The 15,811-nt window shown below is 69.4% G+C and carries 16 protein-coding genes and 2 pseudogenes; 8 read left to right on the top strand and 10 right to left on the bottom strand.

Translation table 11 applies throughout. The features are described 5' to 3' along the window. Positions 1 to 132 precede the first annotated feature (132 nt). From T428_RS0122570 to T428_RS0122555, 4 genes and pseudogenes are all read left to right on the top strand, one after another. Positions 133 to 927 (top strand): FkbM family methyltransferase, encoded by a 795-nt coding sequence (locus T428_RS0122570; protein ID WP_025738239.1) that lies wholly within the window; start codon positions 133 to 135, stop codon positions 925 to 927. 129 nt (positions 928 to 1,056) lie between these two features. Then, positions 1,057 to 2,222: pseudogene (locus T428_RS30345) on the top strand (NAD(P)/FAD-dependent oxidoreductase). Continuing rightward, complete coding sequence (locus tag T428_RS0122560) at positions 2,219 to 3,112, top strand: RNA polymerase sigma-70 factor (protein ID WP_025738238.1); 894 nt, start codon at positions 2,219 to 2,221, stop codon at positions 3,110 to 3,112. The pseudogene T428_RS30345 and the gene T428_RS0122560 overlap by 4 nt, the downstream one beginning before the upstream one ends. Before the next feature lie 44 nt (positions 3,113 to 3,156). Next, positions 3,157 to 4,398, top strand: coding sequence for an aminodeoxychorismate synthase component I (locus T428_RS0122555; RefSeq protein WP_025738237.1), 1,242 nt, complete (start codon positions 3,157 to 3,159; stop codon positions 4,396 to 4,398). On the opposite strand, the gene rsmI is transcribed toward T428_RS0122555, so the two are convergent. Next, complete coding sequence (gene rsmI, locus T428_RS0122550) at positions 4,395 to 5,231, bottom strand: 16S rRNA (cytidine(1402)-2'-O)-methyltransferase (RefSeq protein ID WP_025738236.1); 837 nt, start codon at positions 5,229 to 5,231, stop codon at positions 4,395 to 4,397. The two genes, T428_RS0122555 and rsmI, sit on opposite strands and share 4 nt — an antisense overlap. Before the next feature lie 24 nt (positions 5,232 to 5,255). On the opposite strand from rsmI, the gene T428_RS0122545 reads away from it, so the two are divergent. Further along, positions 5,256 to 6,824, top strand: coding sequence for a dolichyl-phosphate-mannose--protein mannosyltransferase (locus T428_RS0122545; protein ID WP_025738235.1), 1,569 nt, complete (start codon positions 5,256 to 5,258; stop codon positions 6,822 to 6,824). A 94-nt stretch (positions 6,825 to 6,918) separates the two neighbouring features. Here the strand turns inward: T428_RS0122545 and arcA are convergent, their stop codons facing one another. Beyond that, positions 6,919 to 8,130: an arginine deiminase gene (gene arcA / locus T428_RS0122540; RefSeq protein WP_025738234.1), complete on the bottom strand. Its 1,212-nt coding sequence runs from the start codon at positions 8,128 to 8,130 to the stop codon at positions 6,919 to 6,921. Between the two features lie 90 nt (positions 8,131 to 8,220). Between arcA and T428_RS0122535 the strand changes: the two genes are divergently transcribed. After that, positions 8,221 to 8,883 carry an alpha-ketoglutarate-dependent dioxygenase AlkB gene (locus T428_RS0122535; protein ID WP_025738233.1) on the top strand — a complete coding sequence of 221 codons (663 nt, stop codon included), beginning with the start codon at positions 8,221 to 8,223 and terminating at the stop codon, positions 8,881 to 8,883. Here the strand turns inward: T428_RS0122535 and T428_RS0122530 are convergent. The 5 genes from T428_RS0122530 to T428_RS0122510 form a co-directional block, all read right to left on the bottom strand. Beyond that, on the bottom strand, positions 8,852 to 9,511 hold the full coding sequence (locus tag T428_RS0122530) for a DUF5642 family protein (protein WP_025738232.1): 660 nt from the start codon (positions 9,509 to 9,511) through the stop codon (positions 8,852 to 8,854). The two genes, T428_RS0122535 and T428_RS0122530, sit on opposite strands and share 32 nt — an antisense overlap. Before the next feature lie 29 nt (positions 9,512 to 9,540). Then, positions 9,541 to 10,212 (bottom strand): DUF5642 family protein, encoded by a 672-nt coding sequence (locus T428_RS0122525; protein WP_025738231.1) that lies wholly within the window; start codon positions 10,210 to 10,212, stop codon positions 9,541 to 9,543. A 26-nt stretch (positions 10,213 to 10,238) separates the two neighbouring features. Further along, positions 10,239 to 11,240 (bottom strand): GNAT family N-acetyltransferase, encoded by a 1,002-nt coding sequence (locus T428_RS0122520; RefSeq protein WP_156943037.1) that lies wholly within the window; start codon positions 11,238 to 11,240, stop codon positions 10,239 to 10,241. A gap of 165 nt (positions 11,241 to 11,405) precedes the next feature. Further along, the gene (locus tag T428_RS0122515) at positions 11,406 to 12,101 is read right to left on the bottom strand and encodes a TIGR03943 family putative permease subunit (protein WP_025738229.1); all 696 of its coding nucleotides are present in this window, start codon (positions 12,099 to 12,101) and stop codon (positions 11,406 to 11,408) included. Beyond that, positions 12,098 to 13,060 (bottom strand): permease, encoded by a 963-nt coding sequence (locus T428_RS0122510; RefSeq protein WP_156943034.1) that lies wholly within the window; start codon positions 13,058 to 13,060, stop codon positions 12,098 to 12,100. Before T428_RS0122510 ends, T428_RS0122515 begins: the two co-directional genes overlap by 4 nt. Before the next feature lie 139 nt (positions 13,061 to 13,199). Between T428_RS0122510 and T428_RS36245 the strand changes: the two genes are divergently transcribed. Further along, the gene (locus T428_RS36245; protein ID WP_245605042.1) at positions 13,200 to 13,442 is read left to right on the top strand and encodes a hypothetical protein; all 243 of its coding nucleotides are present in this window, start codon (positions 13,200 to 13,202) and stop codon (positions 13,440 to 13,442) included. Then, positions 13,443 to 14,003 (top strand): class I SAM-dependent methyltransferase, encoded by a 561-nt coding sequence (locus T428_RS35080; RefSeq protein WP_425412071.1) that lies wholly within the window; start codon positions 13,443 to 13,445, stop codon positions 14,001 to 14,003. Here the strand turns inward: T428_RS35080 and T428_RS0122495 are convergent. From T428_RS0122495 to T428_RS0122480, 3 genes and pseudogenes are all read right to left on the bottom strand, one after another. After that, complete coding sequence (locus tag T428_RS0122495; RefSeq protein WP_025738227.1) at positions 13,918 to 14,169, bottom strand: hypothetical protein; 252 nt, start codon at positions 14,167 to 14,169, stop codon at positions 13,918 to 13,920. The genes T428_RS35080 and T428_RS0122495 overlap by 86 nt on opposite strands. A gap of 159 nt (positions 14,170 to 14,328) precedes the next feature. After that, complete coding sequence (locus T428_RS33775; RefSeq protein ID WP_036468713.1) at positions 14,329 to 14,694, bottom strand: type II toxin-antitoxin system Phd/YefM family antitoxin; 366 nt, start codon at positions 14,692 to 14,694, stop codon at positions 14,329 to 14,331. A 396-nt stretch (positions 14,695 to 15,090) separates the two neighbouring features. Then, positions 15,091 to 15,811 (bottom strand): annotated as a pseudogene (locus tag T428_RS0122480) (MCE family protein); the annotation flags it as partial.

Raw genomic sequence — 15,811 nt, 5'->3', positions numbered from 1 at the left:
CCGGGCGCCTGACACACGGGCTGCACCGCCGCTTCGACTAAGCTGACGGCTGGCCAATTGCCGGCGACCCGCGGCGTCCGGGTCCCGTCGGGCTTGCGGTCGCCGGACGACCGCCACTGGAGAGTCACCGAAATGCCCGTCGCACGCTCGGCCAAGCGTTGGCTCGCGCCGGCGGCGAAGGCCATTGCCCCACAACTGTTCTGGCGGCGAAAGTATCGCGCCCTGCAGCGGCTGGGCGAATCTCGCCCGGACGTGCAGCTGGCGGCGTCGTTGTGCGATCCCAGCCGGGTCTCCCTGGATATCGGGGCCGACGTCGGCGAGTTCACCGTCGCGATGTTGGCGGCGTCGCGGGCGGTGATCGCCTTCGAGCCCCGGCCTGCCCAGGCGCGTGCCCTGGCGTCGATGTTCGACGCAGTCGGCGCCCAGGTCCGGGTAAAAGCGGTGGCGCTGTCGGACAAACCCGACGTGACGACCATGCGGGTGGTCGAGTCCGAGCCGGGCCGCAGCACGATCGACACCGACAACAGCCTCGGCGACGTGGCCGGCGGCGAGATCCAGAGCATCGACGTGCCGGTCAAACGGCTCGATGACCTGCACCTGGACGACGTCGGCCTGATCAAGATCGACGTGGAAGGCCACGAACTGCCCGTGCTGCGCGGCGCCACGGACACCCTCACCCGCAACCGGCCGACGGTGGTGGTGGAAGTCGAGGAGCGCCATCACCCCGACGCCGTTGCCGCGATCACCGGGCTGTTGGCCGGGCTCGGCTACGCCGGTTACTTCGACCTCGACGACGCCCGGCGGCCGATCGCCGAGTTCGACCCGGCTCGCCATCAGAACCCGGCAAACGTCGGAAGCCGCGAAAACGGCTGGACGGACCGCGACACCTACGTCAACAACTTCACCTTCTTCCCCGAAGACTCGTAAGGTCCGCCGAGCCGGGAGCACCGGTGATACAGCTCACACTCGTCGATCGAGTTGTCACGCCTGACCTCGCCACGGTGTCTCAAGGGCACACGTCCCGAAGAGAACTCCCGCGAGAACAAGGAGACAGCAATGGGCAACACCCGTGTGGTCGTCATCGGCGGTGGATACGCCGGCACCCTGGCGGCCAATCGCCTGCGACAGCGGCCGGACCTCGAGATCACCCTGGTGAATCCCCGTCCGGTCTTCGTCGAACGAATTCGCCTGCACCAGCTGGTCACCGACACCGGCGCCGCCACCGCCGACTACGGCACGCTGCTCGGTGAGGGCATCCAGCTCGTCGTCGACGCCGTCGAGCGGATCGACACCGCCGACCGGCGGCTGCTGCTGACCTCCGGCACCGCGCTGGCCTACGACTACCTGATGGCAGCACGGAAGTGGTGCCCGCCCAGGAAGCGGTGCCCGGTGCCGCCGAATTCGCCCACTCGATCTGCGATCTGGAAAGCGCGCAGCGGCTGCGCTACGCGCTCGCCGACCTGCCGCTGACCGCACCGGTTACCGTGGTCGGTGGCGGGTTGACGGGCATCGAAACGGCGTCCGAGCTGGCCGCGCAGGGTCGTCCGGTGACGCTGGTGTGCGGTGGCGCGCTCGGGGCGTCGCTGAGCAACCGGGGCCGCCGTTCGGTGGCCAAGCAACTGCGCCGGCTCGAGGTCACCATCGCCGAAACCGCGGCCGTCGGCGAGGTCCGCTGGGACAGCGTGGTGCTCAGCGACGGCGCAGTGCTGCCCAGCGCGGCAACCGTGTGGACCGCCGGGTTCACCGTGCCGGACCTGGCCGCCCGCAGCGGGCTGCGCACCGACGAGTTGGGCCGGCTGCTCGCCGACGAGACGCTGACCAGCATCGACGACGATCGCATCGTCGCCGCGGGTGACGCCGCCGCGCCGTCCGGCCAGCCGTTGCGGATGAGCTGCCAGGCCGCCGGGCCGCTGGGCGCCCAGGCCGCCGAAACCGTGCTCGCCCGGATCGCCGGGGACGACCCCGCCGCGCTCAACCAGGCGTTCGTCGGGCAGTGCATCAGCATCGGCCGCGCCGGCGGCACGCTGCAGTTCGCCCGCACCGAAGACACCCCGGTGAACCTGGCCCTCGGCGGTCGCACCACCGCCGCGATCAAGGAGAGAATCTGCCGGGGCACGCTGTGGACCATTCGGCACGAGGCCGCCAAGCCGGGCTCGTACTTCTGGCTCAAGGGCGGTAACCGGCCCGCTCGAACGGCCCAAACGCAGGTCGCGATCACATGATCGCGACCGGCGAGCACGCGGAACGGTTCACGCTGCTGCGCCCGTTGCTGTTCACCATCGCCTACGAGATCCTCGGCTCGGCCACCGAGGCCGACGACGTACTGCAGGACAGCTATCTGCGGTGGGCGGACGTCGACCTGTCGGCGGTGCGCGACACCAAGTCCTACCTGGCCCAGCTGGTGACCCGTCAGGCGCTCAACGCGCTGCGGGCCGGCGCCCGTCGCCGCGAGGAGTACGTCGGGCCGTGGCTGCCCGAGCCGCTGCTGCTCGACGACCAGGACCCGGCGACCGATTTCGTTCTGGCGGAATCGGTTTCGATGGCCATGCTGGTGCTGTTGGAAACGCTGAGTCCCGACGAGCGGGCGGTGTTCGTGCTGCGCGAAGTGTTCGGTTTCGACTACGGCGAGATCGCCGACGCGGTGGGCAAACCGTCGGCGACGGTTCGCCAGGTAGCCCACCAAGCCCGCGAACACGTGCGGGCGCGGCGCAAGCGCTTCGACACCGACCCGGCGCGCAACGCCGAGATCACCGCGCAGTTCCTGGCCACCGCGGCCAGCGGCGACCTGGACGGGCTGATGGCGATGCTGGCGCCGGACGCCACCTGGATGGCCGACAGCGGCGGCAAGGTGTCGGCGGCCCGGCGGCCGGTGGTCGGCGCCGAGCGGGTGGCCCGGGCCGTCGCCGGGCTGATGCGCAAGGCCCCGGCGGCGCTGCGGGTGGAGATGGTGACCTGCAACAGCGCCCCGGCGGTGTTGCTCTACCTCGGCGATCAGCTGGAGGGCGTGATCACGCTGGAGATCATCGGCGACAAGATCACGAACTTCTATGTGATGCGCAACCCGGACAAGCTGACCGCGCTGGCGACCGCCCGGGACATCAGCCGCGGCTGAGCGCCGGAGGGCGCGAATGTTCACCCTTCTGTCAAGCTAGGGCAGTGCGACTTGACCGGCTCGGCAACCTCGGCGAGGCACCCGGGGTGCTGCGCGCGATCGGTGATGCCGCTCGCCGGCTCGGGTTGCCGCCACCTGCGGCGCTGACCGGCGAATGGTTCGGTGCGCTGGCCGTCATCGCGCCGAGTCTGGCGGTGCGGCCGGTCGATCCGGCCGACGCGTTCGCCGTCGAGCTAAGCTCGCCGGCCCAGCACTCGGTGGGCGGGGGCTGGGTGGGCTATCTGTCCTATCCGGACGCCGGCGCCGACGGGGGCGCGCCGCGCATCCCGGAAGCCGCCGGCGGCTGGACGGACTGCGTGCTGCGCCGCGACCGGGACGGGCAGTGGTGGTACGAGAGCCTGTCCGGGGCGCCGATGCCGCAGTGGCTGACCGCCGCGCTGGCCGCGACGACGGGCCCGTCGCGCGAGTGCCGGATCGACTGGGAGGTGGCCGACCGGGAGGCACACCGCGACGCGGTGGTGGCCTGCCTGGAGGCCATCCGCGCCGGCGAGGTCTACCAGGCGTGCGTGTGCACCCGGTTCACCGGGACAGTCGCCGGGTGCTCGCTGGACTTCTTCGTCGACGGGGTCGCCCGCACGTCGCCGGCCCGGGCGGCCTACCTCGCCGGCGAATGGGGTGCGGTCGCGTCGCTGTCGCCCGAGCTGTTCCTGCGCCGCCACGGCCCGGTCGTGATGTCGAGCCCGATCAAGGGGACGCTGCCGCTGGACACCTGGCCGTCGGCGCTGCGCACCTCACCCAAAGAGGTGGCCGAGAACATCATGATCGTGGACCTGGTGCGCAACGACCTGGGCCGGGTGGCGGTCACCGGCACGGTCACGGTGCCCGAGCTGCTGGTGGTGCGGCGCGCACCGGGCGTCTGGCACCTGGTGTCGACGGTGTCGGCGCAGGTGCCCGTCGAGTTGCCCACCTCGGCACTGCTGGACGCCGCCTTCCCGCCCGCCTCGGTCACCGGCACCCCCAAACACCGTGCCCGCCAACTGATTTCGCAATGGGAATCGCATCGCCGCGGAATATATTGCGGCACAGTCGGTTTGGCATCGCCCATCGCCGGATGTGAACTCAACGTCGCGATCCGGACCGTGGAGTTCGACGCCGCCGGCACCGCGGTGCTGGGCGTCGGCGGCGGCATCACCGCCGATTCCAACCCCGACGCCGAATGGGCGGAATGCCTGCACAAGGCCGCGCCCGTCGTCGGTGTGCCGTGCACCGCGGCCGCGGCGGGTTAGTCACCCCGCGCTTTGAGCACCGCGTCGTAGAGCTGACGCGAGCGCACGCCCGGATGTGCCGCGGCCACCTCGGTACAGGCGTCCTTGACCCGGACCCCGTCGGCGACGAGCTCGTGCACCCGGGCCACCAGGGACGGCACGTCGGCGGGGGCGCTCGCGCCGGCCAGCACGACGGTGATTTCGCCGAGCACGCCGTCGGCCGCCCAGGCCGCCAACTCCTGCAGCGTGCCGCGCACCACCTCCTCGTGCACCTTGGTCAGCTCCCGGCAGATCGCCGCCTGCCGATCACCGCCGAGCTGCTCGACGGCATCGCGCAGACACGCCGCCAGCCGGCGCGGCGACTCGAAGAACACACAGGTGCGCCGCTCGCCGGCCAGCGAGGCCAGCCAGGTCTTGCGCGCCCCGCTCTTGCGCGGCGCGAAACCCTCGAAGCAGAACTTCTCCGACGGCAGACCCGACACGGCCAGCGCGGTCGTCACCGCCGACGGCCCGGGCAGGCACGTCACGTCGACCCCGGCGTCGACACACGCCGCGACCATCCGGTAGCCGGGATCGCTGATCAGCGGCATGCCAGCGTCGCTGACCACCAACACCGTCGCCCCGGCCTTGATCTCGTCGACCAGCGCCGGCACCCGCGCGGCCTCCACCTGGTCGAACATGCTGACCACCCGTCCGGTGATGGCCACGCCTAGCGCTTTGGCCAGCGTACGCACCCGCCGGGTGTCCTCGGCGGCCACCACATCGGCCTCGCCCAGCGCCTTGATCAGCCGCGGTGCGGCGTCCGACGGCTGGCCCAACGGGGTCACACCGAGCAACAGTCGACCACGGGACATGAGGGACAGCCTACGATCGACCTGATGACCGCCCCGCCCAGCGACGCCGCCGTGAAGGTGCAGGACGCCGTCGAGGAGCGCGCGGTGCCCGTCGTCAGCCCGGGGCCGTTGATTCCGGTCGCGGATTTCGGGCCGACCGACGACATCCGCGGCTGGGTGGTGACCGGCATCGTCACGCTACTGGCGGCCATCACCCGGTTCGTCAACCTGGGCTCGCCGACCGACGCCGGCACCCCGATCTTCGACGAGAAGCATTACGCGCCGCAGGCCTGGCAGGTGCTGCACAACCACGGCGTGGAGGACAACCCCGGGTTCGGCCTGGTGGTCCACCCGCCGGTCGGCAAGCAGCTGATCGCGGTCGGCGAGGCCATCTTCGGCTACGACGGGGTGGGCTGGCGGTTCACCGGCGCGCTGCTCGGGGTCGTGATGGTGCTGCTGGTGATGCGGATCGCGCGGCGGATCAGCCGCTCGACGCTGGTCGGCGCGATTGCCGGGGTGCTGTGCATCTGCGACGGCGTCAGCTTCGTGGCCTCGCGCACCGCGCTGCTCGACGGCATCCTCGCCTTCTTCGTGGTCGCGACGTTCGGCGCGCTGATCGTCGACCGCGACGAAGTGCGACGACGAATGCACGTCGCGCTGGTCGAAGGCCGCACCGGCGCACCCGAGTGGGGCCCGCGGCTGGGTGTGCGCTGGTGGCGGTTTTTGGCCGGCGTCATGCTCGGATTGGCGTGCGGGACAAAGTGGTCCGGCCTGTACTTCGTGGTGTTCTTCGGCGTGATGTCGCTGGCGTTCGACGTGGCCGCCCGGCGGCAGTATCAGGTGAACCGACCGTGGCTGGGCACGCTGCGGCGCGACCTCGTCCCGACCGGATACGCGCTGGGACTGATCCCGATCGCGGTGTACCTGGGCAGCTACGCGCCGTGGTTCGCGTCCGAGGCCGCGATCGACCGGCACGAGGTGGGCCAGACGATCGGTCCGCACAGTAACTTTCCGTTTCCCGACGCGCTGCGTTCGCTGTGGCACTACAGCGCCAAGGCGCTGGAATTCCATGCGGGGCTGACCAATTCGGCGGGCAACCACCACCCGTGGGAGTCCAAGCCGTGGAGCTGGCCGATGTCGCTGCGGCCGGTGCTGTACGCGATCGACCAGCAGAACGTCGGAGGTTGCGGCGCGCAGTCGTGCGTCAAGGCCGAGATGCTGGTCGGCACGCCCGCGATGTGGTGGCTGGCGGTGCCGGTGCTGGTATACGCGCTGTGGCGAGCGATCGTCCGGCACGACTGGCGCTACGCCGTCGTCCTGGTCGGTTACTGCGCCGGGTGGCTGCCGTGGTTCGCCGACATCGACCGGCAGATGTACTTCTTCTACGCGGCCACGATGGCGCCGTTCCTGGCGATGGGCATCGCGCTGATCGGCGGCGACATTCTCTATCGCCCGGGCCAAACCGCCGAACGCCGGACCCTGGGACTTATCGTCGTGAGTTCATACGTCGCGTTGGTGGTGACCAACTTCGCCTGGCTGTTCCCGGTGCTCACCGGCATGCCCATCTCGCAGCAGACCTGGGACATGGAGATCTGGCTGCCCAGTTGGCGCTAGTTCGGCGACAGCCGATCACCAGCTCGCCCAGGCTGCAACTAGCGACGGCGCCACTCGAGAAACGCGTTGCCACTTACAGTCTCACGCCGAAAAGCTAGAGCGGATCGCGGGCGACCGGGCACAACATGCACCGCGGCCCGCCGCGGCCGGTGCCCAATTCGGAGCCCGCGATCGTCAACACCTCGATGCCGGCGTCCCGCAGGCGGGTATTGGTTTCCACGTTGCGCTCGTAGGCGACGACGACACCGGGCGCCAGCGCCAGCGTGTTGTTGCCGTCGTCCCACTGTTCGCGTTCGGCGACGACGGGGTCCAGACCCGTGTCGATGACGCGCAGCTTGTCGATGCCCATCGCGTTGGCCGCCGTCTCCAAAAACGACGCCTCGTCGCTGATGTTCACCCCGTCGGGCGTGGGCCGAAGCGTGAACGCCGACAGGTTGTCGACGACGTTGGCGTACATCACCACGGTGTCGGTGTCGACCATCGTGCACACGGTGTCCAGGTGCATCTGGGCGCGCCGCTGCTCGATCGGCACGGCCAGCACCGTGTGCGCGAGATCGTCGTCAAAGAGGCTGCGCGCCAACGCTTCCGCGCCCGCGGGCGTGGTCCGCTCCCCCACCCCGACCGCGATGACGCCGGGCGACAGCAGCAGCACGTCGCCGCCCTCGACCGGCGCGGACCTGGACTCATAGGCCTTGCGCACCCCGGTGAACCGCGGGTGATGGGCGTAGATCAGGTCGGTCAGCGACGTCTCCCGGGCCCGCGCGCGCAGCGCCAGCGAGGGAATCACCACCCGCGGCCCGATCCAGATCGACGAGTCCCGGGTGAACACCAGGTTTGGCAGCGGGTCGATCACGAAATCCGCACCGTGGTGCATGCGTAGCACCAGCGACACGTCGGTCCGGGCGTCGGACGGCAGCTCGTTGAACGTCATGCCGGCCATCAGGACGTGCGCCAGCTTGGCCGGGTCCAGGCCGCGCAGGTATGCCGAAAGTTCTTGCGCCAGCGGCGCTCCGAGCCGGCGCGCATCCACCGCGGCGGCCACCCCCTGCATCCGGGCGGCCCCGCTGTGGTTGAGCGCCTCGGTCAGCAAGTCGGACAGCAGCAGCACTTCCACCCCGCGGGCGCGCAGCAGCGCGGCGAACTCGTCGTGCTCTTCCTGCGCCCGTGCGACCCATGGCAGACCGTCGAACAGCAGCTGGTCGTTGTTGCCGGGGTTGAGTCGTCGCAGCTCCGCCCCGGGGCGGTGCAAGATCGCGATCCGCAGCGTGCCGACCTCGGAATTGGTGCTCAGCTCAACAACACCCACAGCTAAACCGTAGCCGCGCGACACCGGACCGTCGCGTCACACCCGGGGCGCGCTGGTGGCCCGGCGAGTCCGGATCGATCGATCGAACGAATGTCCGATAAACTGTCCAGCGGGGCGACCCAGATAGCAGGGGTACAGGGCTCGTTGTTCGAGCACACCCAGCGGCGCCAACTCGGTGACGGCGCGTTCACCGAGGTCCGCGCGGGTTGGCTCGCCGACGACCAGGGTTCGCGCGAGCTGCTCGACGCGCTGCTGTCCACCGTGCCGTGGTGGGCCGAGCGCCGCCAGATGTACGACCGGGTGGTCGACGTGCCGCGGCTGGTGAGCTTTCACGATCTGACGGTCGAGGACCTGCCCCACCCGCTGCTGGCGCGGCTGCGCCGGCGGCTCAACGACATCTACGCGGGCGAACTCGGCGAGCCGTTCACCACGATCGGGTTGTGCTACTACCGCGACGGCTCGGACAGCGTCGCCTGGCACGGCGACACGATCGGCCGCAGCAGCACCGAGGACACCATGGTGGCGATCATCAGTCTCGGCGCCACCAGAACGTTCGCGATGCGCCCCCGCGGCGGCGGGCGGTCGTTGCAGCTGCCCCAGGCCCATGGCGACCTGCTGGTGATGGGCGGCTCCTGCCAGCGCACCTGGGAGCACGCCGTGCCGAAGACGGCTCAGCGCAAGGGTCCGCGGGTCAGCATCCAGTTCCGCCCCGCGACGTGCGCTAGGAGGTGCGGATCGTGGCCACCGCCTTGACGAGCAGGTCGCGGGCCCGCTGCGTGTCCACCTTGGCGACCGGCTGGTCCGGGATGACCAGCGGGTTGGCGATCACGATCACCTGGTAGTCGCCGAACTGCGCGGAGTAGTCGTACAGCTCGCCGGTGCGGGGGCCGCCGGCGATCACCGCCTGCAGGACGCGGTGCACGCCGAATGTGTGTGTCCCGTCGATGGCCGGCGCGTCGATGACCTCGAGACCGCCACGCACCCCGGTTCCGGAGAACGCGACCTTGGCGCAGTCCTTGCCCGGGTCGCTGACCGGCAGCGGTTTGGAGGTTTCCACCGCAATGACGACGTACCGGTTGCCGCCACCCTCGGCGGACACTGCGGCCATGTTGCCCTGCACGTCCGGCGGCATGTCGGGGTCCGACGCCAGCTTCGCGCAGTTGGCGGGATCGAACTTCAGCCCGTCGGGCAGCTTGCGGGCGGACAGCAGCTTGGGGTCGATCGCGCGTTCGGAGATGTCGGTGACCTTGAACTCGGGTCCGAAGCTCGACTTCACCGCGACGACCTTGGCGATGTCGGCGTTTGTCGAGGCGGTGGTGGCATTCGATGAGCAACCGGCCAGCACGCATACGGCGGCGAGCACACGAACCAGCTTGGACACCGTGGCTAAGTCTACCCAACCGCGCGCGTTCAGCCGCGCAACGTGGAGACCGTTTTGACCAGCAGATCGGCGGCGAATTGCGGCGGCAATGCCGGCAGCGGCGAGCCCGGATCGGTGGTCACCGTAGTAAAGGCGTAGTAGTCGCCCAGGTAGGCGATGAATGTGTCTGCCCGCGAATCGGTTTCGGTGCCCGATTCGGCGGCGGACTTGATCGCGACGACCATGCCGACGGTTTGCGCGTCGTCGATGTGCGGGGCATCGGTCAGCCGCACGCTGGCGGTGGTGTGCTCGGCGGTCATGACCCAGTGGCCACAAGTGTCGACGACGCCGCGGTCCGGCTCGGCATCTGGCAAAGCCACCACCGCCACGGTGACGATGCCGCCGGGACCCGAGGCCGACAACCCCTGCGCGGATTGGTCGCCGCCGTTGCCGGGGTCGGCGAGTGCGGCGCAGGACGCCGGCTTAGATGTCGCGCCGGGGCCCAGACCCCAGATCGCCCGCGGCGAGGCCGCGCTCGGAATGCCCGGAGTTGCCTCGTAATTCGGCGGCAGGTCGCGAATCACCCGCTTGATGTTGGCGGGGTTGACAACGGTGCCGTGCGCCGCCGGCGAGGACGTCGCCGAGGATCGGTGCGGAGGCGAAGGTGAGCCACAGGCAGCGACCGACAACGTGAGCACCGCACCGAACCAGAACGGCCGCATGCGGAGTTGATACCACGAGACGCCGCTCAGCCGAGCGCCTCGATCACCTGGCGTGCGACGCGTTTGATCTCGTCGGCCAGCTCGCGCTTGATGCCCAGCTCGCGCCGGCGCGGCACGTCGATGACGGTGGTGATGACCCCGACGTCTTCGCGTTGCCAGACCGCGCCGTGGCGGTCCATGATCGTGCGCATCGGCAGATTGTCGGAAAGCATTCGCGCGGAGAACCTTTCGACACCGTCGACCTTGGCGGCGATCGACAGCGCGCCGATCAGAAAGCTCCCGATTCCGCGGCCCTGGTAGGCGTCGGCGACGGTGAACGCGATCTCGGCGACCATCGGGTCCTTTTCGTCGCGGACGAAGCGCGCGTCGGCCACCGGGTCGTCGCCGTCGGTGACCACCCACACGAAGTGGTCGACGTAGTCGACCTCGGACAGGTAGTGCATCAGCGCCGGCGACGGCAGCCGGGCCGTCATGAACCGCCGATACAGCGTCTCGCTGGAGAACTGGATATGCCCGTGCACGGTCCGCTCGTCGTCGCCGGGCAGCACCGGCCGCAGCAGTAGCCGGGTCCCGTCGCGCACCCGGATCGGGATAGGCGTGACGAACGCCGCCAGTCGCTGGCGCACCATCCGCAGCAGCCGGGGCATGATGCCGGGGATGTGCACGAGCCGGGTGAACGCCTCGTTGTCGCCGATCCATCCGGTCAGCGGTTCGAGCGTGGTGACGGTCGCGATGCGGGGGCTGTCGCGCAGCAGCGCGATCTCGCCGATGAGCGCGCCGGCGGCCGTCTGGCCGACGGCCACCGCGCCGTCGACGCTCGTGTGTCGGATCTCGGCGGTACCCGAGGAGATGAGCAGGAATGACACGGCCTGCTCGCCTTGGCGCATCAGGACCTGTCCGGCAGCGGCGCGCAGCGGCTGCAGGCTGGCCGCCAACGGCTCAAAGTCTTCGACGGCGCATCCCTCGAAGATGTCCATCGCGGCGAGTTGTTCGGTCCGCGCCCCGATCAATTCGGCCACGGCGGCAATCCACGAGCCCCGTTGCGGCGGCACCGGCCCTCGACTCGCGATGCTCGATCTGCCATGACCGCCCGCCTGCGCTGCCGTCGTCTACCGCGCCCACACGGGACAACTGGACACGGTCGGATGTTGCTCAGGTTAGGCGGTGGCCGCTGGTCGCGGCAAGGAGTGCGCTCATGCGTAGGGGTTTGCCGGTGCGGGGACCGGCGTGACCTCGGTGGCGCGCAGGGTCGGTATCGGCGGCATATGGGGTTGGCGCTCGGCGGGGATTATCACGCCTTCGACCCGCAGCCAGGTGTTGTCGGGGAAGTGAAATGCGCTGCCGCCGCGCAGATGGATGCGAGCCAGTTGGGCGTCGGCGGCACAACAGATGATGACGATGCGGGCAAGGTCGACGCCGCCGGGCTCGTTGAGGGCGAAGCCGGTGACCGTGATCAACCGGTTGTTCAGCGACCCGGTGCTGTCGTTGGCCGCCCGCACCACCGCCTCGGCCAGCGATACCTCCGGTGCCCGCCCCGGCGGCAAGGGTGGAAATGCCACGCGCAGAACATCATTGGACACGTTGGTCACCGAGGTGGCCGCCTGGGGCCGCAACGCCGGGGGTGTGACAAAGCACAGCACCACCACGGGCACCGCCAGCAGCCACACCACGCCGCCGCGGTGGGCATGCCCGGCTTCGACGTCGCGGCCCCCGCGACGGACGTCGCCGACGATGGACACCAGCGCGAGCCCGACCAGCAGCGCGGCGGTGAGCACCAGCCACGGCAGCAGCGCGGGCTTGACGTAGCGGGTGAACACGCCGGTCGCCACGATCAGCGCGATGCTCAGGCCGACCAGCAGCAGGATCGTGTTCTCGGTTTCGCGCTTCATCGCGAGGCGCCCAGCAGCAGCGCGCCGACCAGCGTGGCCATCGTGGTGGCCACCACCAGGGTGGCGGGGGCGAAGCGGGTGGCGAAGGCCCGGCCGAACATGCCGGACTGCATCGCCAGCAGCTTGACGTCGACGGCGGGCCCGACCACCAGGAACACCAGCCGCGGCACCAGCGGAACCATCGTCAGGCTGGACGCCACGAACGCGTCGGCCTCCGAGCACACCGCCAGGGTGACGGCCAGCGCCGCCATCACGACGACGCCGAGAACCAAATGCGCGCCGACGTTTTCGCAGACCCACGGCGGCACCAGCACGTGCAGGGCCGCCGCGGCCGCGGCTCCCACGACGAGGTAGGCCGCCGCCTGTAGGAAATCGTGCCGGGCCACTTCGCAGAACAGCAGCCACTTCGACTGCCCGTCGGGGCCATGCGAGTCGTGCGGTGGGAGTCGCCGGGTGATCCATTCGGTGCGCCCCCACCGCGACCACGCCCAGCCCATCACCACCGCGGTCAGCAACGACGCGCCGACCCGGGCGATGACGATCTTCGGCTGACCCGGGAACGCGACGGCCGTCGCGACCACGACGACGGGATTGATGGCGGGGGCGGCCAACATGAACGTCAGGGCCGCCGCTCCGGCCGCCCCGCCATCGCCGAACAGCCGGCGGGCCACCGGCACCGAGCCGCACTCGCATCCGGGCAGCGCCGCCCCGGCGACGCCGGCGGCAAGCACCGCGGTGGCCGCCCGGCGCGGCAACCAGCGCACCAATCGCTCGGGCGGCAGGAACACCGCGATCAATCCGCTGACCACCACGCCCAGACCCAGGAAGGGCAGGGCCTGCACGAAAACACCGCAGAACACGGTGCCCGCGGTGGACAGTGCGATGCTGTTGACGACCACGGCGCGCAACCACGTCCCCGCGATCGCGAACCCCACCAAACCGAAGACCAGGACTTCCATCGACCCGAAACGCGGTCGACGCTCGGCCCTCATCTCATACGCCCGGACTGGAATCTGACCATTGATGAAAACGATTATCACTCTGACGGTCCGTCGGCCCGCACCCGGGCCGGTGGCAGCTCGGCTAACCTGCAAGGCGATGAGCCGGGATCCGGTCGAGTCGACCCGCGGCCTCATGAGCCAGCCCGCCGAGCTGCGACACGGGTTTCTCGACCTGTTGGGCGAAGCGACCAGCGCGCCCGTTCCGACCGTCGCGCAACGCGCCATGAACAGCCCGTTCGTCGCCACGGTCTACGAACGGGTGTGGCGGCCGACCGTCTTCTACGCGGCCAGCGGCCCCACCCACCGGGCCGAGCAGCGCCGGGCGGCGTCGGCACTGTAGCTGTCGAAGGCTCGCCGGCTACTCGACGTCGCTTGTGGCCCAGGCAATTTCACCGCTCCCCTGGCCGCCGACCTGCCCGACGACGGCCTGGCGGTCGGATTCGACATCTCCGAATCGATGCTGACGCGCGCGGTCGCCGACAACAGCGGGCCGCACACCTGCTATGTCCGCGGCGATGCCCGGACGTTGCCGTTCGACGACGAAACCTTCGATGCCGTCTGTTGTTTCGGTGCGCTGTATCTGATGCCCGAGCCGTTTCGGGTGGCGGGCGAGATGGTGCGGGTGCTGCAGCCCGGCGGTCGCATCGCGATCTTGACCAGCTATGCCCCGCAAGCCGCTGCGGTGCGGCGGCCGATGACGGCGATCGCGCGCAGCACCGGACTCAGGGTGTTCGGCCGGCGTCGGCCGGCCTCGTCGACGTCGAACAACAGACGCAGCGCGCCGTGCAGTTCGTCGTCGCGGCAAAGCCGACCCGCTAGGACGCGGCCTTTGCGACGCCGAGGATCCGGACGACCGGCGTGCCCTCTTCGCACTCCAGCACCCAGGGTTCGCCACCGTTGACCGGCTCGGAGGTGAGCCTGAACATGACCGGCGTGCCGATCCGGTGCGACCTCTGCGTGCATTCGACCTGGAACAGCCGGTAGTCCCCGTCTTCCCCGACGGCCAGCGAGAAGCCCGGCTCGACGGATTCGACCGGAACCTTCTGCAGGTAGTACTCGATACTCATTCCCATCACATTAGAGCCGACAGCGTATCTAATCCCGTGCCGAAACACTGTCTTATCAAATGTTCAGCTAGATTTTTCCGACCGCGCCGAGATCACCGGCGCCGGGTGTGGCCAACGTCTCACGAAATGTCGCCCCGGCGCGGGCGATACGGCGCAAGGCTAGGCAGTCCTGCGCGGTCCCTCGAGAGCCGACACGATTCGGGCCACCAGATTGCCGCCGCGGACGACCTCGATCGTCTCACCGGCTTCCACCCGATCGATATAATGCGCCGCACGGGTTCGCAATTCGTCGAGCCCGATGCGACCGCCACCGTCTCGGGGCGTTGCCCTGACCGTTCGCGAGGAAACCGGAGCGATCCCTAAATCTTTTGTGGCCGAGACGATCCGGGCCACCAAATTGTCGCGCCAAACAATCCAGATCGTCTCTCCGGCTTCGACCCGATCGAAATAGCGGCCAGCCCGAGTCCGCAACGCATTAAGTCCGATCCGCGAGCCGGCACCGTTCACTGCGACCGGATCGGGCAACGCGGTCGGAGTCGGCCGTCGTCAGCAGCCGATATGATCCGCGCCCCCAGCCTGCCGCGGCGGGCGACATCAATGCTCTCCCCCGCTAAAACTCGCTCGACGTAACCGCACGTATTGCTTCGGAGTTGGCCAAGGCCAATCACTTCCGCCATGCCGCTCCGATCACTGTGTTCAGTCGCACCTGCGTACGAGTTGGAACTCATGCATCACGACCCTGGACATCGCCGCCCTAGCCTTTGGTTGCGCGCGTGGCGCTAGACCCATAGTGACTGTACGTGCGGTCAGTATCAAGCTGGCAGCTGTGGCGAAACCACTAGGCCGAATCGGCGCAAGTGAACGACGCCCGAGCGGGTGGGTTATCGGTAACGTCATCTGGTATCGACATCGGTGGTGGGTTCAGCCGGCTGGTGCCAGCATCTCCTTCCATCCGTCGTCTCCTGTTTTGGTCGAGTTTTCGACGGAGTATTTGACGCCGTCGGGCCCTACCAGTTCACCGCTTTGGGGACTGTATACCGCCGAGGGGGGTCCCATCGGCGTGTAGACACACGGGTTGGGCTGCTGTCCGTTGCACTGCACCGTGCCGGTACCTGGTCGCTGTAGCGAGTCGCTGACCGGAGGTGGCGACTCGGCGACGCGGTCCGACGGCGCCGGGTTCATGCCGTTGTTGATAGATGGCGCGGGGATCACCATGCCGGGTTTCACGGGCTGGTCGCAGCGGGCTCCCGGCGCCGGGCAGGTCAGAATCTGGTTCGGGTCACCGAACCACGGGTTGGTCCCGGCGGGCACATACGGCCTGGGGTCGCGGCACTCGCGCGGCGTGGCCGCCCGCTTGCCGGGGACATCCACGCAGGGGATGTTGCGCGAGCCGCGCACGCTGTTGGCCGGGGTGTCCATCGGGATCTTGCAGTAGGTGCCCGACGGCAGCGGTTGCAGGCTGGTATCGGCCGGTGACCGCCACTCGGAGGCGGGAATGAAACCGGTCAGGCAGGGCGGCGGCTGGTTGATCGTCAAGCCGAGGTCCAGCGCGGCCTGGTTCGGGAACGGGGTAGATACGGTCTGGGTGATCGAGGCGGCTTGGGGCAGGAACACCAGCACCTGCTCCACGCCGGTGTGGTAG

It is taken from the genome of Mycobacterium genavense ATCC 51234 (genome assembly GCF_000526915.1).
Classification (GTDB): Bacteria; Actinomycetota; Actinomycetes; order Mycobacteriales; family Mycobacteriaceae; genus Mycobacterium; species Mycobacterium genavense.
The sequence above is the reverse complement of the archived record's forward strand: the minus strand, read 5'-3'. Positions and strand labels throughout refer to the sequence as shown.

Excerpts from the sequence above, each read along its gene's own strand:
- T428_RS0122570 (WP_025738239.1), top strand. The coding sequence starts at position 133 with ATGCCCGTCGCACGCTCGGCCAAGCGTTGGCTCGCGCCGGCGGCGAAG.
- T428_RS0122560 (WP_025738238.1), top strand. The coding sequence starts at position 2,219 with ATGATCGCGACCGGCGAGCACGCGGAACGGTTCACGCTGCTGCGCCCG.
- rsmI (WP_025738236.1), bottom strand. The coding sequence starts at position 5,231 with ATGTCCCGTGGTCGACTGTTGCTCGGTGTGACCCCGTTGGGCCAGCCG.
- T428_RS0122545 (WP_025738235.1), top strand. The coding sequence starts at position 5,256 with ATGACCGCCCCGCCCAGCGACGCCGCCGTGAAGGTGCAGGACGCCGTC.
- T428_RS0122535 (WP_025738233.1), top strand. The coding sequence starts at position 8,221 with ATGTCCGATAAACTGTCCAGCGGGGCGACCCAGATAGCAGGGGTACAG.
- T428_RS0122525 (WP_025738231.1), bottom strand. The coding sequence starts at position 10,212 with ATGCGGCCGTTCTGGTTCGGTGCGGTGCTCACGTTGTCGGTCGCTGCC.
- T428_RS0122515 (WP_025738229.1), bottom strand. The coding sequence starts at position 12,101 with ATGAAGCGCGAAACCGAGAACACGATCCTGCTGCTGGTCGGCCTGAGC.
- T428_RS0122510 (WP_156943034.1), bottom strand. The coding sequence starts at position 13,060 with ATGGAAGTCCTGGTCTTCGGTTTGGTGGGGTTCGCGATCGCGGGGACG.
- T428_RS36245 (WP_245605042.1), top strand. The coding sequence starts at position 13,200 with ATGAGCCGGGATCCGGTCGAGTCGACCCGCGGCCTCATGAGCCAGCCC.
- T428_RS0122495 (WP_025738227.1), bottom strand. The coding sequence starts at position 14,169 with ATGAGTATCGAGTACTACCTGCAGAAGGTTCCGGTCGAATCCGTCGAG.